This window comes from Pseudarthrobacter oxydans, assembly GCF_030812335.1.
GTDB classification, from domain to species: Bacteria; Actinomycetota; Actinomycetes; order Actinomycetales; family Micrococcaceae; genus Arthrobacter; species Arthrobacter oxydans_B.
The window spans coordinates 175,853-201,846 of record NZ_JAUSSN010000007.1; the positions used below are offsets into that span (position 1 = coordinate 175,853).

Below are 25,994 nucleotides of genomic sequence, written 5' to 3' on the forward strand. Positions count from 1 at the left end.
TTAGGACTCTATCCGGTGGTCTTCGAGAACGGTGAATCCCCGGGCTGTCAAGGCAGAGCGGAGCTCCACCCTGTCGTCAAGGGCGAGGTTGACGCCCTTGACTTCCTGCCAAATTTCGTGGCCCCGTCCTGCGACGAGGATGGTGTCGGCCGGCTCCGCGAGTTCCACGGCCTTTCGGATGGCGGCGTCGCGGGGGAAAACCTCCATGATGCTGCAGTCCAGGCCCTCGTGCTCCTTGGCCTCGACCGCGCCCACCAGGACGTCGGCGCGGATCTCCGCGGCGTCCTCGTCGTGCGGGTCGTCGTCGCTGACGATGACGATGTCGGCCAGGCGGGCGGCGATGGCACCCATGGCGGGGCGCTTCCCCTGGTCCCGCTGTCCGGTGGCGCCAAAGACGATGATCACCCGGGACCCCGGCTCCGGGGAGCGGACGGCCTCCAGTGCGCGGGCCAGGGCATCGGGGTTGTGCGCAAAATCGACCACCGCGGCGGGGGCGGTGGAGACGAGCTGCATGCGGCCGGGGACGGCGACGGTGAAGGGGTCGCCGGTGTCGAGGGCGGCCTGGACCGCAGCGGCATCGTGTCCGCCCGCGAGCACCATGACGGTTGCCAGCGCGGCGTTGGCCACATTGAAGCTTCCGGGCAGCCCGGTGTGGACGCGCAGCTCGGTGCCGTCGCGGTGGCGGAGGGTGAAGACCGTGCCGAGTCCGCGCGGGGCCGGCTGGAGGACCGCCCAGTCCGCGGCCGCGGGCAGACTTGTCCCGCCGCCGGTGACGTGCGTGGCCAGGGTCGTCACCGGGATGCCGGCGGAGGCGGCGAGCTGCACGCCCCAGTCGTCATCGACGGTCACGACGGCGCGGCGGGCCCGCCCGGGGGTGAAGAGCCGGGCCTTGGTCTGGAAGTACTCCTCCATGCTGCCGTGCAGGTCGAGGTGGTCCTGGGTCAGGTTGGTGAAGCCGGCGACGTCGAACTCGACGCCGTCCACGCGGTGGAAGGAGATCGCGTGTGAGGAGACCTCCATCGAGGCCGCGTCGAGGCCGCGTTCGCGCATCAGGGCCAGCAGCGCGTGGACGTCGGTGGACTCCGGGGTGGTGAGGAGGCTGGGGATCGGCTCCCCGCCGGCCAGGATCTCGATGGTGCCGATCAGTCCTGTCTTCTGCCCGAGGGCCTGCAGCAGGGCGTTGATGAAGTAGGTCGTGGTGGTCTTGCCGTTGGTGCCCGTGACGCCGTAGAGGGCCGGAGCGGGCCCGTCCTGCGGCCGGCTCCGGTAGATCAGGGCGGAGAGCCGGCCCACGAGGCTGCGGGGTTCCCCGGCCAGCAGCACCGGCACGGCGATGTCGTGGGAGAACGCCAGCAGGCGCGCACCGGCGTCGTCCGTCAGCACGGCGGCCGCTCCGGCCGCCACGGCCTGCGAGACGAAGTCGGCGCCGTGCCGGCTCGCTCCGGGCAGGGCCACGTAGAGGTCGCCGGGCTCGACGGTGCGGGAATTCAGGGAGATCCCGGTGACCGGGACGGAGCCGGACGCCCCGGGGACCACGACGCCGATTGCCTCGCCGATGGTGGCCAGCGGCACGGCAGCTACCGCAGTGGGCCGGAAGCCCGGGGTGGAGCCCGGGCCGGACGGCGCGGCGGAAGCGCCGGGGGCATTCTGGTCTGACACGTGGATCTCCGTTGGTGGTGCTGATGGATCTGGCGCTGCGCATGGAGGATTGCTCCGGCCCGCAGGCTCAGTATTCCCGGTACAGGTTGGTGGCGGACGTGCGTGGTGCTGGTTCCAGCGCGGGTGCTACTTGACGAACTGCGGCAGCCGGACGGGTTCACCGGTGGACGGCGGGACGTTGTACGTCCGCAGCGCCTGGCTCATCACGGACCGGAACACCGGTCCGTTCGAGATGCCGTAGATATCGCCCTTGGGCCGTTGCAGGACCACTTCAACAATAAACCGCGGATCGTCCATCGGCGCCATCCCCACCATCGACGCCGTGAAGCCGCAGAAGCCGGCGGTGCCGTCGTCGCACGGGGACTGCGAGGTGCCGGTCTTCGCCCCGACCCGGTAGCCGTCCAGGCCGGCCTCCTTGATCTGGCCCTCCGTGACGGCGCTCTCGAGGATGTCCCGCACCTGCCGGGCGGTGTCCGGAGTGACGATCTCCCGCGACGGCTGCGCCGGAACCTTCTCCTCAGTGCCGTCCGGGTTGATGTAGCTGTCGATCAGCCGCGGCTGGAGCATCACCCCGTTGTTTCCGACGCTCTGAAAGGCCCGGACGGTCTGGAGCGTGGACTGCGAGACGCCCTGGCCGAACAGCACGGTGTACTCCTGGCGGCCGTCCCACTGCTCGTGGGGGGTCAGGATGCCCGTGGCCTCGGCAGGCAGTCCGATGTCCGGCGCTTCGCCGATGCCGAACTTCTTCAGCCAGTCGTAGCGCTGCTCCTTGCTGAGCCGCTCCCCGGCCATGACCGTGCCGGTGTTCATCGACCAGCCCAGGATGCCGGCCAGGGTCCGTTCCTCGGTGCCGTGCGCGAAGGAGTCGCTGAACGTCTGCCCGTCCACGGTGTACGAGGACGGGATGGTGAACTTGTCCAGCGGGAAGGACTTGCCTTCCTCGATCAGGGCGGCGGCCGTGATCATTTTTTGCACCGATCCGGGTTCGTAGGCCGCGGTGACGGCACGGACGCCGCGGTCCTGGGCATCGGACTTGCCCGGGTCGTTGGGGTCCGGCGAGTTGGTGTCCGCCATGGCGATGATGTCGCCGGTCTTGATGTCCTGGACGATCACCACGCCCCACTCGGCGCTGAGCTTGTCGCGCTGGCTCTGGATGGCCTGCTGGGCGAAGTACTGGAGGTCCGCGTTCAGGGTGAGCTTGATGTCCTTGCCGTTGACGGCCGGGGTCAGCTGGTCGACTCCGACCGGGATGCGCAGCCCGTCGGCGCCGATTTCGAAGAGCCGCTTGCCCGCGGTTCCCCGGAGGATCTCGTCCTGGGTCTGTTCGAGGCCGGCCTGGCCGGTGGTGCCGTCCTTGAGGAAGCCAACAATCCCGCCGGCCACCGAGCCGTTGGGGTACACCCGCTTGCTGGTGCCTTCGGTGACGATGCCGGGGATCTGGAGCTTGGCGATGCGGTCCTCGACGTCGGGCTTCAGGTCCTTGGCCACGATGTAGTAGCGCTGGTCCCCCGTCAGTGCGTCCTTCAGGGTGTCCTTGGCCATTCCCAGCACGGCTGCGAGTTCGTTGATGCCCTGGTCCCGGGAGACCTTGACGAGCTCTTCCTTGCCGTCCACCGGCTCCAGCCGGCGGAACTCCTCGGTCTTGGTGTTAACGGTCTGGTCGACAACGAGGTTATAGCGGATCACGCTGCTGGCCAGGACTGTGCCGTTGGCATCCAGGATGCTGCCGCGCTCGGCGGGCAGTTCGATGGGGGTGAGCCTGTTCTGCAGGGCGGCCTCGGCCATGCCGCCGACGTCGAGGCCCTGGACCAGGAAGAGTTTTCCGCCGACGACGAGCAGGAGCGTCAGCATGACGCCAAGGCCCAGCCGGAGCCGCCGGGTCGCGCTCGGCGCTTTCGCTTTGCGTGCCTTGCCGGTGTTCTGGGCCACGATGTTTCCTTGCTGATTGCCTGGCTGGTGGTCCGTCCTGCGTTACTGTCCCGGCACCTTCTGCGCGGGGGCGGGAACGGAGCCTCCGTGGAGTTCGACTGCCGGTTTTGCCGGCGGGACCGGCACGGCCTCGGCGGCCGGTTTGGCGGCAGCGGCAGCCGGTTTGGCGGCAGGGGCCGCTGCGGGTTTGCGATTCGCGAGCGGCTCCTTCACGGTGGCCGGCGGCACGACGCTGAGTTGTCCGGCCACAGCGGGGGCGGCAATGACGGCGCCGGGGGCGTCGCCCTTCACCGCGGGCTTGGCCTTTCCGGTGACGGTCAGGGTGGAAAGGTCGATCTGGCCTTTGGCGGTGGAAGCCACCATGCCAAGCTCGGTGGCCTTGGCAGCCAGGTTCTGCGGGGCGTCAAAGTTCTGCACCTGCTGGGTCAGGTCCTGGTTCTGTTTCGTCAGCGTGGATTGCTCGCTCCGCAGCTGCACCAGCTGGTACTGCGCGGTGGACACGGAAATATTGAGGACCAGGACCGCCATCAGCGCCACGGCCAGGAGGCCAAAGCAGAGCACAACGAACGGGGCGCGGCGCTTCTGCGGGGTTGACCGGACCAGGGAGAGCGGGGTGCGCGCCTTCCGGGCGGGGCCGGTGCCGGGAGTGATCCCGGGCAGGGCGTGGGCCGTCGCGCCTGTGGCAACGGGGAATCTGTTGACAGCGGCGGTACTCATGCGGCCCTCCTGGCTTTGATGCGTTCCACGGCGCGGAGTCTGGCGGACGCGGCGCGTGGATTCTCGGCGATTTCGGCGGCGGTGGGCACTTCGGTGCCCTTCGTCAGGGTTTTCAGCTCGGCCTTGTGCTCTTCGAGTTCCACGGGGAAGCCGAGCGGTGCGGAGGATTTGGATCCTGCCTGGAAGAACCCCTTGACGATCTTGTCTTCCAGCGAGTGATAGGACATGACGACCACGCGGCCGCCGACGGCGATGGCGTTGATGGCCGCGGGGACGGCGCGTTCCAGGACATCGAGTTCTTCGTTGACCTCGATCCGGAGCGCCTGGAAGGTGCGCTTGGCCGGATGTCCGCCCGTTTTTGCGGCGCCGGAGGGGACAACATCACGGATCTGCTCGACGAGCTCCCCAGTTGTCGTGAAAGGCTTCACGGCGCGGGCCGTGACGATCCGGTTGGCGATGCGGCCGGCGAACTTCTCCTCGCCCCATTTCCGGATGATCCGGACCAGGTCCTCTTCGCTGTAGTTGTTGACGACGTCCGCGGCGGTCTGGCCGCGGCTCGTGTCCATGCGCATGTCCAGCGGGGCGTCGAAGGAGTACGCGAACCCGCGTTCCCGTTCGTCCAGCTGGAGCGAGGAGACGCCGAGGTCCATCAGGACCCCGTGGACTTCCGCGAAGCCGAGGTCCGCAAGGATGTCGGGGATTTCGTCGTACACAGCGTGCACGAGGTCAATCCGGCCGGCGAAGGGCTGGAGGCGCTCCCCCGCGAGGGCCAGGGCTTCCTCGTCACGGTCGATGCCGATCAGGTGCAGGTCCGGAAAGCGCTGCAGCATGGCCTCGGCGTGGCCGCCCATGCCCAGGGTGGCGTCGATGACCACGGGGGTCTCGCCGCGGCTGCGCGCCGCCTCGATCCCTGGTGCCAACAAATTGATGCACCGGTCCTTGAGGACCGGTACATGGCGTTCGGACGTGGGCTTCGACTGGTCATGGTCCGTCATGCCTGCGTCCTTTCGTTTGTCCGGCTGGTTTCTGGAGTGCGGTGCTGGCTGGGCGTGCCGCTTCTTAATCCAGATCCCCATCCGCGCCTACCCTGCGTCTGCCTGGCTCCGGGGAAGTGAGCCAGGAAAACAACCGGATGGGCGGCTGGAGATCTCGGTCAAGAATCGTGCAGTGCCGCCTGGTTTCTGTGGGGATTCAGAGAATCCCCGGTATTGCGTCGTCGGTCTCCGAGAAGGCCGTTTCCTTTTCGGCGAGGTACTCGTTCCAGGCCTGGGCGTCCCAAATCTCAGCGCGGGTTCCTGCACCAATAACGGCGAGTTCCCTGCCGAGCCCTGCGTACTCCCGGAGCGCCGGCGGAATCGTCACGCGCCCCTGCTTGTCAGGTACCTCGTCGGAGGCTCCAGAGAGGAAAACACGGATGTAGTCACGAGCCTGCTTGCTGGAGATTGGGGCCTCCCGCATTTGCTCGTGAACCCGGCCGAATTCCGCCTCACTGAAGACGTAGATGCAGCGTTCCTGGCCCCTTGTGAGGACCAGTCCCCCGGCAAGCTCCTCACGGAACTTCGCGGGAAGGATGATTCGACCCTTTTCGTCCAGACGCGGCGAATGTGTGCCGAGAAACACGGCCCACCGCCTGTCTGATCGTAGGAAGCCCAACGTCCCCTGTGCTGCCACTACCCTCTTACGTCCTCCACATTACTCCACATCCCTCCCCAGTCAACGACACGCCGAACGATTCGGTGTCAATTCGTGGGGCGATGGCCTCTTTCTTCTCCGTAATGGCTGGGAATCGGGGCCGGTGGGGCGCAGTGGAGGGTAAGTGGAGGGAATCTGCCGGACGGAGCCGCGGCATCCGGCGCGCACCGCCGCTCCTGGCCCTGTCCGGGCATGACTAACCCGGGTTAACGACAAAAGACCCGCCGGGGCGGGTCTTCTATGCCACCTAGGGTTTCCCTGTGGTGGAAAGTGGAGAACGGACTGGAGGTTCGGTGAACCGGGCCGGGGCTTAGGGTTCCCCGCGGTGCCTCTCGTCCCAGCGTTCCTCAAGATTGCTCATGAACGAACTCCTGGGCTTCCCGGACTTCCGGGCCGCACCAGAGGCTTTGGCCTTGCCGGCAGCAGCACCGCGCATGGTGGCGTAGTAGACACCGGCCCCCATGACCACAAAGCCTAAGACTCCAACGAAGATGTTTTGGATCGTCACGCCAAAGAGCAGGAGCACGACGCCGGCCAATGTGGCCAGGACGCCGATCACCAAATGGCGGGTTGACCATGAACGTCCCGCGTCCGAGCCCATCGAGCTGGCGAACTTTGGGTCGTCCTCATGCAGCTGCTTCTCAAGTTGCTCCAGCAACTTCTGTTCGTGCTCCGAGAGCGGCATCACGACCTCCTTAAATCGGCCGACGTCCAGACTGACGCGGCCAGTGTCCCTAAACCCACAACGTGCGGGATCCCCGCGTGGTTCCCAATCGCCGCCGTTGTTCGAATGGGGTTCTCCACGACCCCTTCCGGGGTGTTCAGCTGGTCCTGCATTAGTCCGAACGCTCATTCCAGTCGTTCCAAACTTACGTATAAATAAGGATAGTTTGTCGCGCCCTGTTCTGAAAGATGCCAAACGTCCCCTTGACTTCAAGAAGTGCGTGATTGACAACCCGGGATCAGCCTGAATTGCTCCCGGGGTCCAGGAGCCTGGCCGGAAGCACGGATTTCGTGCCAAATTTCCTGGTCACCTGGTCCAGGACCTGCTCCGCGGCGCGCCAGTTGTCGTCCCGGCGGTCAAGGCTGAGCTGAAGGGGCGCTTGCGCGGCCTCTTCGAGCTGTTCAGCGCGGATGCCCACGAGCCGCACGGTCATGGGGCGGTCACCGACCGACTCCAGGAGCTGGACGGCGACAGCGTACAGCAGTTGGGCGCTGTCGATCGGGGTGCTGACAGTGCGGCTGCGGGTGATCGTGGAGAAGTCCGCATAGCGCAGCTTGAGGGCCACGGTACGGGCATGCATGCCGGCACCGCGGAGCCGCTCCGCCGTGCGGTGCGACAGGCGAAGCAGTTCCCGGTGCAGCAGGGCCTCGTCGGCAGTGTCCACCGCGAAGGTCTCTTCCGCGCCAATGCTTTTCTCGAGCCGGACGGGGGTCACCGGGCGGGGGTCAATTCCCCACGACAGCCGGTAAACGTGTTCCCCGGAAGCACCGAGCACCTTCCGGAGGGACGGGAGCGGGGAGGCCGCGACGTCGGCGACGGTGCGGATGCCCATCCGGGACAGCACCTCCACCGTTTTGGCGCCGACGCCCCAGAGGGCACTGACCGGAAGGCTGTGCAGGTACGGGACGGTCTCCTCCGGACCGATGAGCAGCAGCCCGTTGGGTTTGCACCGGGTGGAGGCAATCTTCGCCACGAACTTGCTGGCGGCTATCCCCACGGACGCGGTGATGCCCAGTTCACTGCGGACCCGGGTGCGGATGAGTTCGCCGATCGCGCGGGGCGGGCCCAGCCGGCGGATCGCTCCCCCGACGTCGAGGAAGGCCTCGTCTACGCTGAGCGGCTCCACCAGTTCGGTGATGGACCCGAAAATCTCCATAATCTGGCCGGAGACCTCGTAGTACAGCTTGTGCCGGGGCTCGATGACGACGGCAGAGGGACACATCCGCATGGCCACCACCATCGGCATGGCGGATTTGACGCCGAATTTCCGGGCTTCGTAGGAGGCGGAGAGCACGACGGACCGGTCCGCGGGGTAGCCCACGATGACGGGCCTGCCCACGAGCGCCGGACGGCTGCGCAGCTCCACGGACACAAAGAACGCGTCCATGTCGACGTGCATGATGCTGCTCCGCCGGAGCTCCCGCATTTCCGCTTCGCTGGGCCGCCTGGCTGCGCCCTGGGGAGACTGCTCCCGCTGCTGTTTATCCTCGTCCGCCCCCACAACTTCAATCCTATGCCCCGGGACTGACTAAACTGGAGGCTGAATCCGGCGTCAACACCAGGAGGAAAGTCCCTGTGAAGGTATTTGGACAGCGCAAGCGTGCCGCGGCAGCCGTTTTGGCGGCGGGCACGCTGATGGCCCTGGCGGCATGCACCCCCGCCAACCCCGGGGCCGCTGCCTCGGGCTCCTCGTTGGTCTCGGCTGCGCCGTCCGCGGCCCAGCCCACCACGACCGCGCCGGCCAGCCCCTCCGCTGCACCCGGGACATCGGCCACCGTCGGCGCAATGGTTCCCGGGTTCCCGGAAACGCTCCTGCCGGTGATGCCCGCAGCGAAGGTCGTCTCCAGCAGCTTTGACAAGACCACGGAGCCCGCCACGGTGGCCCTCGTCGGCAGCATCTCCGCGCCGTCGGCCGAGGTGCTTGCCTTCTACACGAAGGAACTGGAAGCCCAGGGCTTCAAGGCGGTTCCGGGGGAAACTGTCGGGGCGGTACCGTCCAAGGACTTCCTCCGCGGCGAGACCGAAACGGTCAACATTTCGGTGCTGGAAACCGCCGGGGTCTCCACCTTCACCATCGGTGCGAACGTCGCCGCCGAGTCCGTCAAGTGACCCTCGCGGAGCAGCTGCGCCTGGAACAAGCGGCCTATGTGGCCGCCGTCGCCGGAAAACTCACCGATTTCCTGGCCAGCCGCCAGGCGGTGATGTCCTCGATCTCCCCGGACATCGATCCGCTGATGGGATCCATCTCGAACCTCGTCACCGGTGGCAAGCGCCTCCGGGCACTGATGTGCTACTGGGGCTGGCGCGGCGCCGGCGGCGGAGCGGGAGCCAACGAGATCGTGACGGCGGGCTCCGCGCTGGAGCTGTTCCAGGCAGCTGCCCTGATCCACGACGACATCATTGACCGCTCTGATACCCGCAGGGGCGGCCCCAGCGTGCACCGGCGCTTCAGCGACCTGCACGAGACGCAGGGCTGGGCACTTGACAGGGAACGGTTCGGACACGCCGCCGCCATCCTGACCGGTGACCTGTGCCTGTCGTTCAGCGAGGAGTCCTTTACCGAGATCGGGGAGAGCGCAGCCTCCGGGAGCCGGGCACGGCTGATCTTCAATCTAATGCGCGCCGAGGTCATGGCGGGCCAGTACCTCGACATCCTCGAGGAGGTTGCCGGACCCCGGCGGGACCGGGCCGGAGCAGTCAGCCGCGCCCAGTCCATCATCCGTTTCAAATCGGCCAAGTACTCCACCGAGCATCCGCTGGCCCTGGGCGGCGCCCTGGCCGGAGCCCGCGACGAGCTGCTGCGTGGCTACTCGGCCTTCGCCCTTCCGTTGGGCGAGGCCTTCCAGCTCCGCGACGACGTTCTGGGCGTCTTCGGCGATCCGGTCACCACCGGAAAGCCTGCAGGAGACGATCTGCGTGAAGGCAAGCGGACCGTGCTGATCGCCTTTGCCCTGGACCTGGCCGGCCCTGCCGAGTCCGAGTTCATCGACGCGAAACTCGGCAGCCCGGGGCTGGGCGACGCCGACGTGGATGAAATCCGCCGCATCATCGCGGACTGCGGCGCACTCCAGGCCACGGAGGTGCTGATCGAGGAATTTGGCCGGGCGGCTTTCGCTGCCCTGGATCTGCTGCCGCTGGACGAACTGCCCAAGACGGCGCTGCGGAAGCTGGCCGAGGCCACGGTCAGCCGCGCGGCCTGAGCCGCAGCCCCGGCGGCACTCCACGCCGGCATTGACTCCGGCATTAACTCCGGCATTAACTACTGCAGGCCCTGCACCTCACATGTGAGGTGCAGGGCCTGCAGTAGTTAAAGACCGGAGCGTACTTCGGTGCTACCAGGCCAAGGACTGCGCCCGGCGCCGGATTTCCGTTTTGCGCCCCTCGCGGAGGGCATCGATCGGACGGCCGCGCAGCGATTCATCCGGCGTAAACAACCAGGTAATGAGTTCCTCGTCGGAATAGCCGGCGTCCGCGAGGACCACAATCGTTCCCTTGAGGCTTTCCACGGCGTGGCCGTCCTGGATGAAGTCGGCAGGAACGCAACGGATCCGGCGTTCACCGACCCGCAGTGCCGCCAGCGCGCGCTCGTCAAGGAGGGCATGGACCTTCGTAATCGAAACGTTCAGAAGCTGTGCGACATCGGGCAGGGGCAGCCATTCGCCCACAAGGCTTTCTACATTACTCACGGATCAAGATTGCCATGCCGGCGGGCTCTGCGCCTAGTCGACGCCCGCCGATTAAATGCCGGCTGCCCCGGCTGCGGCTTTTTTTCAAATGCCGGCTGCCGCGGCTGCGGCTTCTTTCCGCGGCGCCTCCCGGACCGACACTCCGCAAACAGTTGTTTGCGGAATGTCAAACAGTTCTTGTGCTAATTCCCAAATCATGAGAGATTCACATGGATCACATTTGTAACAGGTATAACTTGAGTCACACTGGTAACACCAGTATTGCCGGCCAGACCCGCAGCGTTCGCCGCTGAGAAGAGGACCTTTCCCATGACGACGTCACGTTCGCCAAAGCCCGCCACGCGGTCCAGCCTGCCGATGATTGCGGCCACGACGGCTGCCCTCCCGGCCGTCGTTCTTTCTTCACTGGCGATGGCCCAGCCGGCTGCGGCCGAATCCCGCACCCGCGCCATCCCGGCCACCCTCGCCGCGGCCATGCAGGCACAGGCCCAGGGACAGACCGCCCGCTCGCTGGGTTCGGCGTTGATCCCTGCCAATTCGGTGCCGGCGGCTGTGCCGTCCGCGTTCCGGCCCGCCCAGGTCTCCGTCCCCGAGGAGTACACGATTGCCCGCGGTGACACGATCAGCGGAATCGCCGGCAAGTTTGGTCTGGACACCGACGCCATCCTGGAATTGAACGGGCTGCAGGCGAACACCCTGATCTACCCCGGCCAGAAGATCAGGCTCGCCGGCTCGTCCCCGGCGCCGGAGCCGGAGCCGGCGGCTCCCGCCGCCGCTGCCGCCGGCAGCGTCTACACCGTGAAGTCGGGCGACACCCTCGGCGCCATCGCAGCCCGCCACGGCGTCAAGCTCTCCGAGGTCTTCGGCTGGAACGGGCTCAACCTGGGCTCCATCATCTACCCCGGCCAGCAGATCAAGATCGGCGGCGGCGCCGCGGCACCGGCCCCGTCGGCACCCGCCCCGGCCCCGGCTGCCCCCGCCCCGGTGGCGCCGGCCGCGACACCGGCTCCGGCTCCGGCCTCGGGTTCCTACACCATCAAGTCCGGCGACACCCTCTCCGGCATCGCCGCCAGGAACGGCGTCAAGCTCGCCGACATCCTGTCCGCCAACCGCCTGACCATGTCCAGCATCATCTACCCCGGCCAGAAGCTGGCGCTAACGGGCGCGTCCCTCGCCCCGGCTGCCACTCCGCCCGCTGCCACGGTCACCCCGCTCGTCCCGAGCACCTTCCTCGGCTACACGTATCCGGCTGCCGTCGTCAGCTCCGCCAACCAGAACAAGGCCCTGCTGAACGCCTCGCCGGTGCCCAGCCGCGAACAGATGAAGACCATCATCGCCGACACCGCCCGCCGCATGGGCGTCGACCCGTCACTCGCCCTGGCCTTCGCGTTCCAGGAATCCAGCTTCGACCACCGCTCGGTCTCCCCGGCCAACGCGATCGGAACCATGCAGGTCATCCCCTCCTCGGGCGAGTGGGCTTCGGACCTCGTGGGCCGCCAGCTGAACCTGTTGGACCCGTACGACAACGTCACGGCCGGCGTCGCGATCATCCGCCAGCTGATCCGCACCAGCCCGGACCAGGACAGTGCCATCGCCGGTTACTACCAGGGCCAGTACTCGGTCAGCAAATACGGCATGTACGAGGACACCAAGCGCTACGTCGAGTCCATCAAGGCACACCAGAAGAACTTCGGCTAGGAATCCAGGGCAACAACGGCCGCGGCGCCAGCCTCCGGCCCAGGCACGGCCAGGGCACGGCCAAGGCACTGCCAAGCCCCGAAGGATAACGATACGGGCCCGGATCGCATGTTGATTCGGGCCCGTTTCCGTGCAGCGATTAGGATCGTATAGTGCAGGATTATTCGTCGGACCCTCTCGTTGGCACCCTGGTGGATGGCCGCTACCTGATTCAGTCCAGGCTCGCCAGCGGCGGCATGTCCACGGTGTACGTGGCCACCGACCGCCGGCTGGAGCGCGATGTGGCGCTGAAGGTGCTGCACCCCCACATGGCCGGCGACCCGCAGTTCCTCGACCGGCTGGGCCGTGAGGCCAAGGCCGCCGCCCGGCTGTCGCACCCGCACGTTGTGGGCGTGCTGGACCAGGGCGAGGATGACCGGGTGGCCTACCTGGTGATGGAGTACATCAAGGGCCACACGCTGCGCGACGTGCTCAAGGAAAAAGGCGCACTTCCGCCCCGCCTGGCCCTGGCGCTGATCGACCCCGTCGTCGAAGGCCTGGGCGCGGCCCACGAAGCGGGCCTCATCCACCGGGACATCAAACCCGAGAACGTGCTGATCGCCGACGACGGGCGGATCAAGCTCGGCGACTTCGGGCTGGCACGTGCCATTTCGACGTCGACCAGTACCGGCGCGCTGATCGGCACCGTGGCGTACCTCTCCCCCGAACTCGTGCTGGGCCGGCAGGCCGATGCACGCAGTGACATCTACTCGGTCGGGATCATGCTCTATGAGATGATCACCGGCCGCCAGCCGTTCGACGGCGAGGTCCCCATCCAGGTCGCCTACCAGCACGTCAACTCCTCCGTCGGCGCCCCCTCCGTGCTGGTGCCCGGACTCGCCGCCGAAATCGACGAACTCGTGCAGTGGTGCACGGCCAACGACCCGGACAAACGCCCCGTCGACGGGTACGCCCTGCTCTCCGAGCTCCGGCACATCCGGAGGAACCTCAGCGACGCCGAACTCGACCTCCAGCCCCCTGCGGCGCGTCCGGCGATGCCGGCCGTGCCGCCCCCGCCGCCCCCGCCGGGTCCGCCGGCCCGGCGCCCGGGCGGCTCGCCTGATCCGCGCCCAGGCGGCTCGCCTGATCCGCGCGAGGGCGACGGCGCCACCGAAGTCATCGGCGGACGGCAGCAGCCCACGGAGTTCATCGCCCGCAGCAGCAACCCGACCACGGTGATGTCCGCGGCCCCGCGGCACCCCGGCTACGGCCCGCTGTCCGCCCCCGACGACGTGAACCACGACAACCACGACAGCTACTACGGCCACGACGACACAGACGACTCGGCGGTCCCTGCCAGCAAGCGGGCGCAGCGCAAACACGACCGCGACGAGGAGAAGGCACGGCAGCGTGCCGCGGCCACGCCGGTCCGGAGCCTGCGCGAGGGGAATTCCCGGCGGCGGGGACTGCTCTGGGTGCTGGTCCTGGTCGTCGCGGCGCTACTGGCCGGTGGAGCCGGCTGGTTCTTCGGCATGGGGCCGGGCTCCCCCGGCACGATTCCGGAGGTCGAGAACAAGACGGTGGCCGAGGCCCAACAGCTGCTCCGCACGGCCGGCTTCCAGTCCACCATCCAGGACGTGTTCCACGACGACGTCGCCCCCGGGCTGGTGGTCGGATCCGAACCCGCAGCCGGGGAAGTCATCCGGAAGTTCCAGCCGGTGTCCCTCGCGGTCTCCAAGGGCCCCGAGCTGTTCCCGCTGCCGGAGCTGGTCGGGACGTCCCTCGACGAGGCCAAGACCGCCCTCAACGGCGCGGGCATGGCCCTCGGACAGATCACCGAGACCTTTGACGAATCCGAGCCTGCCGGCACCGTCCTGGCGCAGGCACCCCGCAGCGGCAATCCGGTCCGGCACGGCACCCCGGTGGACCTCACCGTGTCCAAGGGCCCGCAGCCCCTTCCGGTGCCGGACGTGCGGGGCCAGGAGCAGGGGGACGCGGTCAAGGCCATCGAAGCCGCCGGTCTGAAGGCCGTGATCTCGCCGGAAACCGTCTTTGACCGGACCGTGCCCAAGGGCTCCGTAGTGGCGCAGGACCCGGCCTCCGGCAACCTCACCCGGGGCGGCGCGGTGACCCTGACCGTGTCCAAGGGGCCGAGGCTCGTTGACGTTCCGAGCTTCGTCGGCAAGCAGGTCGACGAGGCCCGCAAGGCACTCGAGGACCTGGGGTTTAAGGTCGAAGTGGAGGATATCCTGGGCGGGTTCTTCGGCACGGTCCGCTACCAGGACCCCGTGAACAAGAAGGTTCCGGAAGGCTCCGTGATCACCCTGACCGTGGTCTGACCGCGTGGGGCCCGGCGTCCAGCAGGTCAGCGTCAAGCCGCCTCCGCGTTGATCAGGCGCGTTGATCAGGCTCAGCGTTAAACAGCTCCGCCCGGCTGAAACCAGCCGGGCGGAGCTTTCTGGTGCCCGGACCGTTCCTTAGCGTTTGGCCAGGGCCCCGGCCACCAGGAAGGCCATCTCAAGGGACTGCATGTGGTTCAGGCGCGGATCGCAGACCGATTCGTAACGGTCCAGGAAGGACTCCTGGTCCACCGGATCGGCCCCGCCGAGGCACTCGGCCACGTCGTCGCCGGTCATTTCGACATGCAGCCCGCCGGGGACCGTGCCGAGCGTGTGGTGGACCTCGAAGAAGCCGCGCACCTCATCAATGACGTCGTCGAAGTTGCGGGTCTTGTAGCCGTTCGGCGAGGTGACCGTGTTGCCGTGCATCGGATCGGTGACCCAGAGGACCTGGGCGCCGGACGCGGTGACCCGCTCCACGATCGGGGGCAGCTTCTCGCGGATGTTGCCGGCGCCCATCCGGGTGATGAAGGTCAGGCGGCCGGGTTCGCGGTCCGGGTCCAGCTTGTCGATCAGGCGCAGCGCGTCGTCGCCGCTGGTGCCCGGCCCCAGCTTCACACCAATCGGGTTGCGGACCCGCGAGAGGAAGTCGACGTGGGCGTGGTCCAGTTCGCGGGTGCGCTCACCGATCCAGAGGAAGTGGGCGGAGGTGTCGTACGGGAAGCCCGTGCGGGAGTCGATGCGGGTCAGGGCGCGCTCGTAGTCGAGCAGCAGCGCTTCGTGGCTGGCGTAGAATTCCACGCGCTTGAGTGCCTCGAAGTCCGCACCGCAGGACGACATGAACTTGATGGCCCGGTCGATGTCCCGCGCCAGCGACTCGTAGCGGGCGTGGGCAGGGTTTTCGGTGAAGCCCTTGTTCCACTGGTGCACCAGCCGGAGGTCCGCGAAGCCGCCCTGGGTGAACGCACGGATCAGGTTCAGGGTGGAGGCGGAGGTGTGGTAGGCCTTCAGCATCCGGCTGGCGTCGTGGGCCCGGGACTCCGGCGTGAAGTCGTAGCCGTTGACGATGTCGCCGCGGTAGGCCGGCAGCGTGACGCCCTCGCGGGTCTCATCGTTGGAGGAGCGCGGCTTGGCGAACTGTCCGGCCATCCGGCCCATCTTGATGACCGGCATGGCGGCACCGTAGGTGAGGACCACCGCCATCTGCAGGATGGTGCGGACGCGGGCGCTGATCTTGTCGGCCGTGGCGGCCTCGAACGTTTCCGCGCAGTCGCCGCCCTGGAGCAGGAACGCCTTGCCCTGCGCCGCCGCGGCGAGGCGTTCGCGCAGGATATCCACCTCGCCCGCGAACACGAGCGGCGGAAGCACGGAGAGTTCCTTGACGGAGGCTTCGAACACGGCCTTGTCCGACCAGCTCGGCTGCTGGGAGGCCGGCAGCTCCCGCCAGTGGTCCAGGCCGGGATAGTTGGCGGCACCGCTCTGGGCGGTGCTGGTGAGGGCAGAGCCCGCCACGGGCGAGCCGCTCAGGGAACTGTTCAGGGGGGAGGCCAAAGGCGCAGATAGCTCAGTCACCCTCTAAGGATAGTTGCCTCCGTGGCGATCGTCGGACCCGGGCCGTCATTGATTGCGCCCGGCCCGTCACACGCTCCGGTCACACACTCTCCGGGGCAGCAGGTCCGGTGTCGGCCGTGCCGTCCCCAGGCACTTCGGTGGCTTTCCCGGCCAGCCGGAGCTTGACGACGGCGGCGTACTCGTCGACGTATTCCTGGCCGGAGAGCCGCATGAGTTCGTACATGATCTCATCGGTCACGGACCGCTGGATCAGCCGGTCGTCCTCCATGCCGTAGTACCGGCTGAAGTCCAGCGGCTCGCCGAAGATCATCCCGATGCGCCGGATGTTGGGCATCCGCTTGCCGATCGGCTGGACCTTGTCCGTACCGATCATCGCGACCGGGATCACCGGGACGCGGGCCTGCAGGGCCAGCCGCGCCACCCCCACTTTGCCGCGGTAGAGCCGGGAGTCCGGGCTGCGGGTGCCCTCCGGGTAGATGCCCAGCAGCGAGCCGTTCTTCAGCACGTCCATGCCGGCATCGAGTGAGCGGGCGGACGCGGCACCGCCGGAGCGGTCCATCGGCAGCTGGTTAGTCAGCCGGAAGAAGGTGGCCGTCAGCCTGCCCTTGATCCCCTTTCCGGTGAAGTACTCCGATTTTGCGAGGAACACGACGGGGCGGGGCACCATCAGCGGCATGAAGATGGAGTCGGAAAAGGAGAGATGGTTGGAAGCCAGAATGGCTGCGCCTTCGGCGGGGACGTTGTCCAGGCCCTTGACCCACGGCCTGAAAAGCGTCTTCAGAACGGGTCCGAGAACGAACGTCTTCATGAACCAATAAAACACGTGGTGAACCTCTCCGGGACGTGTCCGGCCGGCCCTCCATCGGACCCGGCCGGCACTTCAATGACACCCTACTCTAGTGAGTTTTGTCCGGAACAGTGACACGATGGGCACATGACCGGAAGCAGCACTCCCCTGGCGCCCGCAGCGTTCAGTTATCCCGGCCACGGCGCCAACGCGGGCATCGGCGTGGCCATCTGCCACGGCTTCACGGGCAGCCCCCTGAGCGTCCTGCCCTGGGCCGAGCATCTGGCCCGGCAGGGCTTCGCGGTGTCCGTCCCGCTGCTGCCGGGACACGGCACGGACTGGCGCGACCTGGCCCGGCACGGCTGGCAGGACTGGTACCGGGCCTTTGAGACCGCCTATCTGGAACTGTCCGCCGGGACCGGGCACTGCTACGTGGCAGGGCTGTCCATGGGCGGGACCATCGCCCTGCGCACCGCAGCGCGCCACAACGTCACCGGCGTCGCCGTCGTCAACCCTGGACTGAGCTTCTATGACCGAAGGGTGCGCTACATCGGCCTGCTCAAGCACGTCCAGCGCACCACCGTCCCGGTCCAGGAACCGCATCCGACGGCGTCCGCCACCGAGGACGGTGACTACACGCTCACTCCGCTGGAAGCCGTCCACCAGCTGAGCAGGCTCTTCAAGGCGGCGCGGCGCGAACTGCCTGCCGTCGCCGCCCCGGCGCTCGTGTTCAAGTCCGCCACCGACATCGTGGTCCCGCCCTCCTCGATCGAGTTGCTGCGGAAGGGACTGGGGTCCCGGGAGCTGGAAGTGGTCAGTTTGCCCGCCAGCGGGCATGTGGCCACGCTCGACGTCGACGCTCCGCTGATCTTCGAGCAGTCCGTCCGGTTCTTCCTGCACCACGCAGCCGCCGCGCCGCCGTCCGCGGCGGGGCCAGACCAGCCCGCCACCAGCACCCCGGAGACCCCATGACCATTCCCCTGGACCACACACCGTTCAGCAGCCCGTTCACCGGAACCGGGACCCGCACCGGCGTCGTCGTGTCGCATGGTTTCACCGGCAGCCCGCACGGCGTGCGGGACTGGGCCAGGTCGCTGGCCGACGCCGGCTACGCCGTGCGGATGCCGCTGCTGCCCGGGCACGGCACCAGCTGGCAGGAACTGGCCCGGACCCGCTGGCAGGACTGGCACGCGGCGCTGGACGCCGCCTACCTTGAGCTCGCCGGGGAATGTGAGCAGGTCGTCGTGGCCGGGCTGTCGATGGGCGGGGCGCTGGCGCTGCGGATTGCGGCCACGCGTCCGGTCGCGGGGTCTGTGCTGGTGAACCCCGGCCTGGTCATTGACGATCCCCGGGCGCCGCTGGCGGGCATCCTGAAATTCGTGCTCAAGAGCACCCCGGCGATCGCCAACGACATCCTCAAAGAAGGCATCGACGAAGGGGCCTACCCCCGGACACCCGTTGCCGCGGCACACGAACTGAACAGGATGTTCAAGGACACCGTGCGGCTGCTCCCCCGGATCACCGCCCCGGTGCGGGTCTACCGTTCCGCAGTGGATCATGTGGTCTCCGACTCGAGCATGGTGGCCCTGCGCCGCGGGCTGACCCACGCGCCGCTGGACGTGATCCGGCTGGAAAACAGCTACCACGTGGCTACGATGGACAACGACGCGCCCGAGATCTTCCGCGGCACGGCCGAATTTATCCGGTCGCTGGGCGCGGGAGGCGGCCCGGACGCCGCCCACGCTAGCCAGAAGGACACGGCAGATGACTAGACCGGACCCCAACTCCGCGGATTCCAGCGCCAACCAGGACGACGCCGTCTGGCTGGACCTGGTCGCGAGGCTGGAAGGCAGGGACACGGACGCGGCCGCCGGTCCCGTGACCGCGGCAGCCACGGAAGGCACAGGAGGTCCGGAAGCCAGGCACGGTAGGGAAGGCAGCGGCGCCGTGGAAGGCGCGGAGGGCTCGGACGCACCCGGCACGGACGATGCGCCCGCCGCGGACCCCGCCGGCTCCGGCCCGCGGCCCTTCAGCGACTTTGACCCGCTGGGGCTTTCCGTCGGGGTGCCGATTGAACTTTCCGCCGAGGAGCGGCAGGAGCAGCGCCACGCGGACGGAAGCCCCGCGGCCGGCGCCGCTGCCGATCGCCCCGGGGCTGCCCCCGGGCCGCGGGACTACGAGGGCGCGGAGGACGATCCGCTGGGCCCGGGCGAGTTCGTGCCGGAGGAACCGCCCAGCCTCGCCGGAACCGACCCGCTGACGGTGCTGGCCTGGCTGGGAGCCGTCGGTGGCCCCGTGGCGCTCCTGATCTCCGCGATGTTCTGGCGCTCCGCCCCGCTGATGGCCATCCTGGGAATGGTGGCCGCCTTCGCTGCGTCGGTGGTTTTCCTGATCATGAAGCTGCCGGGCGAAAAAGACGAACACGACGACGGCGCACGCATCTAACTGACCTGGTGCGGCCGACCGGGCAATGTGCTTCCGTCCGCGCAGGTCGGGCGAGGGCCGGCCTGGGTCCGGCTAACTGTGCATGCGGCTGCTGACCCGGGACAGGTCCGCCGCACCGATCAGGCCCGCATTCGGGCCCAGGGCCGCGAGCTCGATGTCCGCCGCCGGCCGGAACCCGCGGCCGGTCAGGTTCCGGGCGAAAGCCTTCCTTGCCGGGCCGACCAGCAGTTCGCCGGCGTCGCAGAGTCCGCCGCCAATCACGAATTTCCCCGGATCCAGCGCGGCGGCGAGGTTGGCGAGGCCCAAACCAAGCCACTCCCCGACATCCTCCAGCAGCTCCCGGGAGGTCGGGTCACCGGCCTTAGCCAGTTCGGTGACAATCACTCCGGTGATGCGCTCCGCGTGGCCGTCCACCGCTTTGAGCAGCTCCTGGGCCACCGGTGAATTGGCGGCGGCGAGTTCCCTGGCTTCACGGCCCAACGCGTTGCCGGAAGCGTACTGCTCCCAGCAGCCCCGGTTGCCGCACTCGCAGCGGTGGCCGCCGGGCATGATGATCTGGTGGCCGAACTCCCCGGCCACGCCGAAGCGGCCGCGTTCCAGCCGGCCGTCCATCACCATGGCACCGCCGATCCCGGTGCCGAGGGTAATGCAGACCAGGCGGCTTTGGCTCTGCCCGGCCCCGAAGCGCCATTCCGCCCAGCCGGCCGCATCGGCGTCGTTGGTCAACAGCACGGGCCGGCGGAGCAGCCGCTGCAGGTTGTCCCGGAGGGGCTCGTTGCGCCAGGCAAGATGGGGGCTGAACAGCACGGTTCCGCCGTCGAGGTCCATCCAGCCGGCCGCACCGATTCCGACCGACCAGATCCGATGGCCCTCGCCCAACTCCTCCACCAGCTCGACAATCACCTGTTCGACCGCACGGGGGTCGTTGCCTGGAGTGGACCGCTTGGCTTGGGCAAGGATCCTGCCCTCCGCGTCGACCACACCGGCCGCCACCTTGGTCCCGCCAATGTCCACGCCGATGGCGAGGCCTTTCCGGCCCAGCCGCAGGTGCTCCCGGAGGCCCTGCCCGGAGGGACCGGCGGCCGCTCCCGCCAGCGTCCTGCGCCGCCAGGCGGCGGTCCTGCGGTACGGTCCGGGCTGCTGGCCGGGTGTAGGTGTGTGCATGGTTCCCAATCCTATTCTCCGGAGCGGCCGGGCACCGGCCGCATCACCGCTGCGGTCGGAACCAGGGGTTACCAAACCGTAAGGTTACTCGCCAGTAGGTGTGGTGGAACGCACATGCCTTCGACCGCATACTAGTGTTAGTCGTACCCCTCGCGGGTCCATGGATATCAAAGGAGCTAACGTGCGAGAAATCAGTGTCCCGCCCCTGGTCACCGTCCCCCCGGAAACGAACGTCACCGACCTGGTCCTGCGCCAGGCCGCGAAGGCGTCCAACCCGGCCCTGTTCTCCCGCCTCGACGCGGCCGGACAATGGCAGGACATCCGGGCCACCGATTTCCTGGCGGATGTTTCGCTGCTCGCCAAGGGCCTGATGTCCAGCGGCGTGGGCGCCGGCGACCGGGTCGGCATCATGTCCCGCACCCGGTATGAGTGGGCCCTCATCGACTTCGCCATCTGGTTCGCCGGCGCCGTCTCCGTGCCGATCTATGAGACCTCCTCCCCCTCCCAGGTCGCCTGGAACCTGGGCGATTCCGGCGCCGTCGCCGCGTTCGGCGAGTCCGCCCACCATGAGAACGTCATCCGGCAGGCCGCCACCTCCGAAGGCCTCACCGCGCTGGCCCACGTCTGGCAGCTCGAAGGCGCGGGCCTGGACGAGGTGCGCGCCGCCGGCGCCACGGTCAGCGACGAGGAGCTGGAGGCACGGCGCTCCCTGGCCTCCCTGGACGACCTCGCCACCATCATCTACACCTCGGGGACCACCGGACGGCCCAAGGGCTGCGAGCTGACCCACGGCAACTTCGTGGAACTCTCCGAAAACGCGCTCGCCACCTCGCTGAACAAGATCGTCCACGAACAGGCCCGGACCATCATGTTCCTGCCCCTGGCCCACGTGTTCGCGCGCTTCATCTCGGTGCTCGCGGTCGCCGCCGGCGTCACGGTGGCGCACACACCGGACATCAAGAACCTCCTGCCGGACCTGCAGAGCTACAAACCGACCTTCATCCTCGCGGTGCCGCGGGTCTTCGAGAAGGTCTACAACTCGGCACTGACCAAGGCGGAGGACGGCGGCAAGGGCGCCATCTTCCACCGCGCCGCGGACACCGCCATCGAGTTCTCCCGCGCCCGCCAAGCCGGCAAGATCGGCCTGGGCCTCAAGCTCAAGCACACCCTCTTCGACAAGCTGGTCTACAGCAAGCTGCGCGCGGCCATGGGCGGCGAGGTGGCCCATGCCGTCTCCGGCGGCGGCCCGCTGGGCGAGCGGCTGGGCCACTTCTTCCAGGGCATCGGCATGCAGATCCTGGAAGGCTACGGGCTCACCGAGACCACGGCCCCTGTCACCGTGAACACGCCGGATCTGATCAAGATCGGCACCGTCGGAGCTCCGATTCCCGGCAATGCCGTGAAGATCGCCGACGACGGCGAGATCCTCGCCAAGGGTGTCTGCGTCATGCGCGGGTACTACAAGCGTGAGGACCTCTCCGCCGAGTCCTTCGTTGATGGCTGGTTCCGGACCGGCGACATCGGCCAGCTCGATGAGCAGGGCTTCCTGACCATCACGGGTCGCAAGAAGGAAATCATCGTCACGGCCAGCGGCAAGAACGTTGTGCCGGCCCTGCTGGAGGACCAGATCCGTGCCGACGCGCTGGTCTCGCAGGTGCTGGTGGTCGGTGACAACCGCCCCTTCATCGGCGCGCTGGTCACCCTGGACGAGGAGGCCCTGCCCGGCTGGCTGCACCGCCACGGGCTGCCTGCCTCCACGACCCTTGCCGAGGCCACCGACAACCCGGTGGTCAAGGCCGCGGTGCAGGAACTCATCAACGGCGCCAACCAGACGGTCTCCCAGGCCGAGGCCATCAAGTCCTTCCGGATCGTACCGGCCGACTTCACCGAAGCCTCCGGGCACCTCACCCCGTCGATGAAGGTCAAGCGCGCCCAGGTGATGAAGGACTTCGAGAACGTCATCGAGGAAATGTACGGCACCCCGCGTCCCGCCCAGGTCTAAGCGGCACACCAACAAAGAAGGGTCCTTCCAGCCTCTCGGCCGGAAGGACCCTTCTTTGTTGTCGTGCGGCGCTGCTGCGCGGTAGTGCTGGCGGCTATTCGACGACCAGCAGCAGGTCTCCGCCCTGGACCTGTTCGATTGCTCCCACGGCGAGCCGGGAGACCGTGCCGGCGACCGGCGTCGTAATGGACGCCTCCATCTTCATGGCCTCGATCGTGGCGACGGTGTCGCCGGCCTTGACCGTCTCGCCGGCCTTGACGGTCAGCGTGACGGCGCCGGCGAACGGTGCGGCCACCTGGCCCGGCTGGGAGGTGTCGGCGCGTTCGGCGGCCTTGACATTGCTGACCACGGAACGGTCACGGACCACCACCGGGCGGGACTGTCCGTTGAGCGTGCACATCACGGTGCGCATGCCCTTCTCGTCCGGTTCGGAGACCGCTTCGAGCGAGGCGATCAGGTTGACGCCCTTCTCCAGCTCGATCTCGTGCTCGGCGCCGCGCTGCAGCCCGAAGAGGTAGTCGCGGGTGTCCAGCACCGAGAGGTTGCCGTAGGACTCCACACTCTTCTGGTAGTCCTTGGTGGGGCCGGCGAAGAGCAGCCGGTTCAGGGTCCGCTGCACGGTTTTGGAATCGGACCGCAGGGCGGCGCTGTCCTCGGCGCTGAGCTCAACGTCGCGGACCTTGACGGTGCGGCCCTGCAGCGCCTTGGTACGGAACGGTTCCGGCCAGCCTCCGGGAGGATCGCCCAGTTCGCCGGAGAGGAAGCCGATCACGGAATCCGGGATGTCGTACTTCTGCGGGTTCTCGTTGAAGTCCGCCGGGTCGGCGTTGAGACCAACCAGGTGCAGGGCCAGATCGCCGACGACCTTGGAGGAGGGGGTGACTTTCACCAGCCGGCCGAGGATCCGGTCCGCCGCGGTGTACATGTCCTCGATGGCCTCGAACCGCTCCCCCAGGCCCAACGCGATGGCTTGCTGGCGCAGGTTGGAGAGCTGACCGCCGGGGATCTCGTGCTGGTAGACCCGGCCGGTGGGGCCCGGAAGGCCGGACTCGAACGGTGCGTAGACGCGGCGGACGGCCTCCCAGTACGGTTCCAGGGCGCACACGTTCGCCAGGCTCAGCCCGGTGTCGCGGGGCGTGTGGGCCAGGGCCGCCACCAGCGCGGAGGCTGAGGGCTGGCTGGTGGTGCCCGCGAGCGAGGCGGAGGCCACGTCCACGGCGTCCACCCCGGCGTCGACCGCTGCCAGCAGCGTGGCCAGCTGGCCGCCGGCGGTGTCGTGCGTGTGCAGGTGGACCGGGAGGTCGAAGCGTTCGCGCAGGGCCGTCACGAGGCGGGCGGCGGCGGCGGGACGCAGGAGCCCCGCCATGTCCTTGATCGCCAGGACGTGCGCACCGGCGTCGACGATCTTCTGAGCCAGCTCCAGGTAGTAGTCCAGGGTGTAGAGCGTCTCGTCCGGGTCCAGCATGTCAGCGGTGTAGCACAGGGCCACCTCCGCGATGGCCGTGCCGGTGTCGCGGACGGCGCGGATGGCCGGGGCCATCTGGTTGACGTCGTTGAGCGCGTCGAAGATGCGGAAGATGTCGATGCCGGTGGCGGCCGCCTCGTTGACGAAGGCCACCGTCACCTCTTCCGGGTACGGGGTGTAGCCGACCGTGTTGCGGCCGCGGAGGAGCATCTGCAGGCAGACGTTGGGCAGCGCCTTGCGCAACGCCGCGAGCCGGTCCCAGGGATCCTCGCCGAGGAAGCGCAGGGCGACGTCGTAGGTGGCGCCGCCCCAGGCCTCGACGGAGAGGAGTTCCGGGAGGAGCTTGGACACCGCCGGGCCGGCTGCCACGAGGTCGCGGGTGCGGACCCGGGTGGCGAGCAGGGACTGGTGGGCGTCGCGGAACGTGGTGTCCGTGACGGCGACGGCGTTCTGCGCGCGCAGGGCCTTCGCGAAGCCTTCCGGACCGAGCTCCAGCAGCCGCTGGCGGGAGCCCTGCGCGGCGGCGTCGTCCTCCAGTGCCGGGAGCTTGGCGGCGGGATCGCTGTGGACCGTGAGCTCGCCGTTGGGCTTGTTCACGGTGACTTCGGCGAGCCAGGTCAGCAGCTTGGTGCCGCGGTCCGCGGAGACCCGGGCCTTGAGCAGTTCCGGGCGTTCGTCAATGAAGGAGGTGGCCACGTTGCCGGCGATGAAGTCGGCGTCGTCCAGGACGGCCTGCAGGAACGAAATGTTGGTGGAGACGCCGCGGATGCGGAACTCGGCGAGGGCCCGGCGTGCCCGGGCCACGGCGGCCGGGTACTCGCGGCCGCGGCAGGTCAGCTTGACCAGCATCGAGTCGAAGTGCGGGCTGATCTCGGCGCCCGAGTAGACGGTGCCGCCGTCGAGCCGGACGCCGGCGCCGCCGGCTGAACGGTAGCCGGTGATCTTGCCGACGTCAGGCCGGAAGCCGTTGGCGGGGTCCTCGGTGGTGATGCGGCACTGCAGGGCGGCGCCCTTGAGCTGGACCGTCTCCTGGGAGAGGCCCAGGTCCGCGAGGGTCTCGCCGGCGGCGATGCGCAGCTGTGCCTGGACGAGGTCGACGTCGGTGACTTCCTCGGTGACGGTGTGCTCGACCTGGATCCGCGGGTTCATTTCGATGAAGACGTGCTGTCCGGCCCGCTCCCCCACTGTGTCGACTAGGAATTCCACGGTGCCGGCGTTGACGTAGTTCAGCGCCTTGGCGAATTTCACGGCGTCGCGGTAGAGCGCCTGCCGGATGCCTTCGTCGAGGTTCGGCGCCGGGGCGATCTCGATGACCTTCTGGTGGCGGCGCTGGATGGAGCAGTCGCGCTCGAAGAGGTGCATGACGTTGCCCTCCGCGTCGGCCAGGATCTGGACCTCGATGTGGCGGGGGCGCAGCACGGCCTGTTCCAGGAACATGGTCGGGTCGCCGAACGCCGCGTCGGCTTCACGCATGGCTGCCTGCAGTGCTTCGGGCAGGGCGTCGCGGGATTCGACGCGGCGCATGCCGCGGCCGCCGCCGCCGGCGACGGCCTTGGCAAAGATGGGGAAGCCGATCTCGTCGGCGGCAGCGATGAGTTCGTCCAGGTCCTTGGAGGGCTGGCTGGATTTCAGGACCGGGACGCCGGCCTTGCGGGCCGCCTCGAGGGCGGCGACCTTGTTGCCGGCCAGTTCGAGGACCTCGGCGGGCGGACCCACGAAGGTGATGCCGGCCGCGGCCGCGGCCCGGGCCAGGCGCGGGTTTTCGGACAGGAAGCCGTACCCGGGGTAGATGGCGTCGGCCCCGGATTCCTTGGCCACGCGCACCACTTCGTCGACGTCGAGGTAGGCCCGGACGGGGTGGCCCTCTTCACCGATCAGATAGGCCTCGTCGGCCTTCTGGCGGTGGATGGAGTTGCGGTCCTCGTTCGGGAAGACGGCGACAGTTTTGGCACCGAGTTCGTAGCCGGCGCGGAAGGCACGGATCGCGATTTCGCCGCGATTGGCCACCAGAATCTTCGAAAACATACTTCTCCTGCATCATCGCGGGTGTATCGGTAATTGGTCACAGTGTCTAAGACCTGCACCGACAAACACAAATTATTGTGGCGACCGTCACAGCGACGCGCGTCACGTATG

20 protein-coding genes are annotated in these 25,994 nt (G+C 68.1%); 8 read left to right on the forward strand and 12 right to left on the reverse strand.

Going from position 1 to position 25,994, the window contains the following annotated elements:
* From J2W14_RS13315 to dinB, 7 genes are all read right to left on the reverse strand, one after another.
* The gene (locus tag J2W14_RS13315; RefSeq protein WP_307463166.1) at positions 1-1,659 is read right to left on the reverse strand and encodes a UDP-N-acetylmuramoyl-L-alanyl-D-glutamate--2,6-diaminopimelate ligase; all 1,659 of its coding nucleotides are present in this window, start codon (positions 1,657-1,659) and stop codon (positions 1-3) included.
* Positions 1,660-1,785: 126 nt separating this feature from the next.
* On the reverse strand, positions 1,786-3,588 hold the full coding sequence (locus J2W14_RS13320; RefSeq protein ID WP_307463168.1) for a peptidoglycan D,D-transpeptidase FtsI family protein: 1,803 nt from the start codon (positions 3,586-3,588) through the stop codon (positions 1,786-1,788).
* 42 nt (positions 3,589-3,630) lie between these two features.
* The gene (locus J2W14_RS13325) at positions 3,631-4,305 is read right to left on the reverse strand and encodes a hypothetical protein (protein ID WP_307463170.1); all 675 of its coding nucleotides are present in this window, start codon (positions 4,303-4,305) and stop codon (positions 3,631-3,633) included.
* A complete protein-coding gene (rsmH, locus tag J2W14_RS13330; RefSeq protein ID WP_307463172.1) occupies positions 4,302-5,300 on the reverse strand; it encodes a 16S rRNA (cytosine(1402)-N(4))-methyltransferase RsmH in 999 nt (332 codons plus the stop codon). The genes J2W14_RS13325 and rsmH overlap by 4 nt, the downstream gene beginning before the upstream one ends.
* A 196-nt stretch (positions 5,301-5,496) precedes the next feature.
* Positions 5,497-5,925: a division/cell wall cluster transcriptional repressor MraZ gene (gene mraZ / locus J2W14_RS13335; RefSeq protein WP_160666519.1), complete on the reverse strand. Its 429-nt coding sequence runs from the start codon at positions 5,923-5,925 to the stop codon at positions 5,497-5,499.
* Positions 5,926-6,307: 382 nt separating this feature from the next.
* On the reverse strand, positions 6,308-6,682 hold the full coding sequence (locus tag J2W14_RS13340) for a DUF3040 domain-containing protein (RefSeq protein WP_282383623.1): 375 nt from the start codon (positions 6,680-6,682) through the stop codon (positions 6,308-6,310).
* A 277-nt stretch (positions 6,683-6,959) separates the two neighbouring features.
* On the reverse strand, positions 6,960-8,147 hold the full coding sequence (gene dinB, locus J2W14_RS13345) for a DNA polymerase IV (RefSeq protein WP_307463418.1): 1,188 nt from the start codon (positions 8,145-8,147) through the stop codon (positions 6,960-6,962).
* Between the two features lie 149 nt (positions 8,148-8,296).
* Between dinB and J2W14_RS13350 the strand changes: the two genes are divergently transcribed.
* Positions 8,297-8,830, forward strand: a complete 534-nt coding sequence (locus J2W14_RS13350) for a hypothetical protein (RefSeq protein WP_307463177.1) — start codon at positions 8,297-8,299, stop codon at positions 8,828-8,830.
* Complete coding sequence (locus J2W14_RS13355; protein WP_307463181.1) at positions 8,827-9,921, forward strand: polyprenyl synthetase family protein; 1,095 nt, start codon at positions 8,827-8,829, stop codon at positions 9,919-9,921. Before J2W14_RS13350 ends, J2W14_RS13355 begins: the two co-directional genes overlap by 4 nt.
* A 132-nt stretch (positions 9,922-10,053) precedes the next feature.
* On the opposite strand, the gene J2W14_RS13360 is transcribed toward J2W14_RS13355, so the two are convergent.
* Positions 10,054-10,407 carry an Rv2175c family DNA-binding protein gene (locus J2W14_RS13360; protein WP_307463183.1) on the reverse strand — a complete coding sequence of 118 codons (354 nt, stop codon included), beginning with the start codon at positions 10,405-10,407 and terminating at the stop codon, positions 10,054-10,056.
* 309 nt (positions 10,408-10,716) lie between these two features.
* Between J2W14_RS13360 and J2W14_RS13365 the strand changes: the two genes are divergently transcribed.
* Both J2W14_RS13365 and J2W14_RS13370 read left to right on the forward strand, forming a co-directional pair.
* Positions 10,717-12,105 carry a lytic transglycosylase domain-containing protein gene (locus J2W14_RS13365; RefSeq protein WP_307463186.1) on the forward strand — a complete coding sequence of 463 codons (1,389 nt, stop codon included), beginning with the start codon at positions 10,717-10,719 and terminating at the stop codon, positions 12,103-12,105.
* 149 nt (positions 12,106-12,254) lie between these two features.
* Positions 12,255-14,423: a Stk1 family PASTA domain-containing Ser/Thr kinase gene (locus J2W14_RS13370; protein ID WP_307463420.1), complete on the forward strand. Its 2,169-nt coding sequence runs from the start codon at positions 12,255-12,257 to the stop codon at positions 14,421-14,423.
* Positions 14,424-14,561: 138 nt separating this feature from the next.
* Here the strand turns inward: J2W14_RS13370 and J2W14_RS13375 are convergent, their stop codons facing one another.
* Both J2W14_RS13375 and J2W14_RS13380 read right to left on the reverse strand, forming a co-directional pair.
* Positions 14,562-15,950, reverse strand: a complete 1,389-nt coding sequence (locus J2W14_RS13375) for a class II 3-deoxy-7-phosphoheptulonate synthase (RefSeq protein WP_307463423.1) — start codon at positions 15,948-15,950, stop codon at positions 14,562-14,564.
* Positions 15,951-16,074: 124 nt separating this feature from the next.
* Positions 16,075-16,818 carry a lysophospholipid acyltransferase family protein gene (locus tag J2W14_RS13380; RefSeq protein ID WP_307463189.1) on the reverse strand — a complete coding sequence of 248 codons (744 nt, stop codon included), beginning with the start codon at positions 16,816-16,818 and terminating at the stop codon, positions 16,075-16,077.
* 111 nt (positions 16,819-16,929) lie between these two features.
* On the opposite strand from J2W14_RS13380, the gene J2W14_RS13385 reads away from it, so the two are divergent.
* Genes J2W14_RS13385 through J2W14_RS13395 form a run of 3 tightly spaced genes read left to right on the forward strand, consistent with a single transcriptional unit; the run spans position 16,930 to position 19,227 of the window.
* Positions 16,930-17,754: an alpha/beta hydrolase gene (locus tag J2W14_RS13385; RefSeq protein ID WP_307463192.1), complete on the forward strand. Its 825-nt coding sequence runs from the start codon at positions 16,930-16,932 to the stop codon at positions 17,752-17,754.
* On the forward strand, positions 17,751-18,554 hold the full coding sequence (locus J2W14_RS13390) for an alpha/beta hydrolase (protein ID WP_307463195.1): 804 nt from the start codon (positions 17,751-17,753) through the stop codon (positions 18,552-18,554). The genes J2W14_RS13385 and J2W14_RS13390 overlap by 4 nt, the downstream gene beginning before the upstream one ends.
* Entirely contained in the window at positions 18,547-19,227 is a 681-nt protein-coding gene (locus tag J2W14_RS13395) for a hypothetical protein (RefSeq protein WP_307463197.1), read from the forward strand. Before J2W14_RS13390 ends, J2W14_RS13395 begins: the two co-directional genes overlap by 8 nt.
* Positions 19,228-19,299: 72 nt before the next feature.
* Here the strand turns inward: J2W14_RS13395 and J2W14_RS13400 are convergent, their stop codons facing one another.
* On the reverse strand, positions 19,300-20,391 hold the full coding sequence (locus J2W14_RS13400) for an ROK family glucokinase (protein ID WP_307463201.1): 1,092 nt from the start codon (positions 20,389-20,391) through the stop codon (positions 19,300-19,302).
* 181 nt (positions 20,392-20,572) lie between these two features.
* Between J2W14_RS13400 and J2W14_RS13405 the strand changes: the two genes are divergently transcribed.
* Positions 20,573-22,393 (forward strand): AMP-dependent synthetase/ligase, encoded by a 1,821-nt coding sequence (locus J2W14_RS13405; protein WP_307463204.1) that lies wholly within the window; start codon positions 20,573-20,575, stop codon positions 22,391-22,393.
* Between the two features lie 94 nt (positions 22,394-22,487).
* Here J2W14_RS13405 and J2W14_RS13410 read toward each other — a convergent pair whose 3' ends face one another.
* On the reverse strand, positions 22,488-25,883 hold the full coding sequence (locus J2W14_RS13410) for a pyruvate carboxylase (RefSeq protein ID WP_307463207.1): 3,396 nt from the start codon (positions 25,881-25,883) through the stop codon (positions 22,488-22,490).
* Positions 25,884-25,994 lie beyond the last annotated feature (111 nt).

Bases quoted from the DNA above. Each gene is read 5' to 3' on its own strand.
- J2W14_RS13385 (WP_307463192.1), top strand. From the start codon at position 16,930: ATGACCGGAAGCAGCACTCCCCTGGCGCCCGCAGCGTTCAGTTATCCC.
- J2W14_RS13410 (WP_307463207.1), bottom strand. From the start codon at position 25,883: ATGTTTTCGAAGATTCTGGTGGCCAATCGCGGCGAAATCGCGATCCGT.
- J2W14_RS13390 (WP_307463195.1), top strand. From the start codon at position 17,751: ATGACCATTCCCCTGGACCACACACCGTTCAGCAGCCCGTTCACCGGA.
- J2W14_RS13365 (WP_307463186.1), top strand. From the start codon at position 10,717: ATGACGACGTCACGTTCGCCAAAGCCCGCCACGCGGTCCAGCCTGCCG.
- J2W14_RS13340 (WP_282383623.1), bottom strand. From the start codon at position 6,682: ATGCCGCTCTCGGAGCACGAACAGAAGTTGCTGGAGCAACTTGAGAAG.
- dinB (WP_307463418.1), bottom strand. From the start codon at position 8,147: ATGCGGGAGCTCCGGCGGAGCAGCATCATGCACGTCGACATGGACGCG.
- rsmH (WP_307463172.1), bottom strand. From the start codon at position 5,300: ATGACGGACCATGACCAGTCGAAGCCCACGTCCGAACGCCATGTACCG.
- J2W14_RS13325 (WP_307463170.1), bottom strand. From the start codon at position 4,305: ATGAGTACCGCCGCTGTCAACAGATTCCCCGTTGCCACAGGCGCGACG.
- J2W14_RS13395 (WP_307463197.1), top strand. From the start codon at position 18,547: ATGACTAGACCGGACCCCAACTCCGCGGATTCCAGCGCCAACCAGGAC.
- J2W14_RS13400 (WP_307463201.1), bottom strand. From the start codon at position 20,391: ATGCACACACCTACACCCGGCCAGCAGCCCGGACCGTACCGCAGGACC.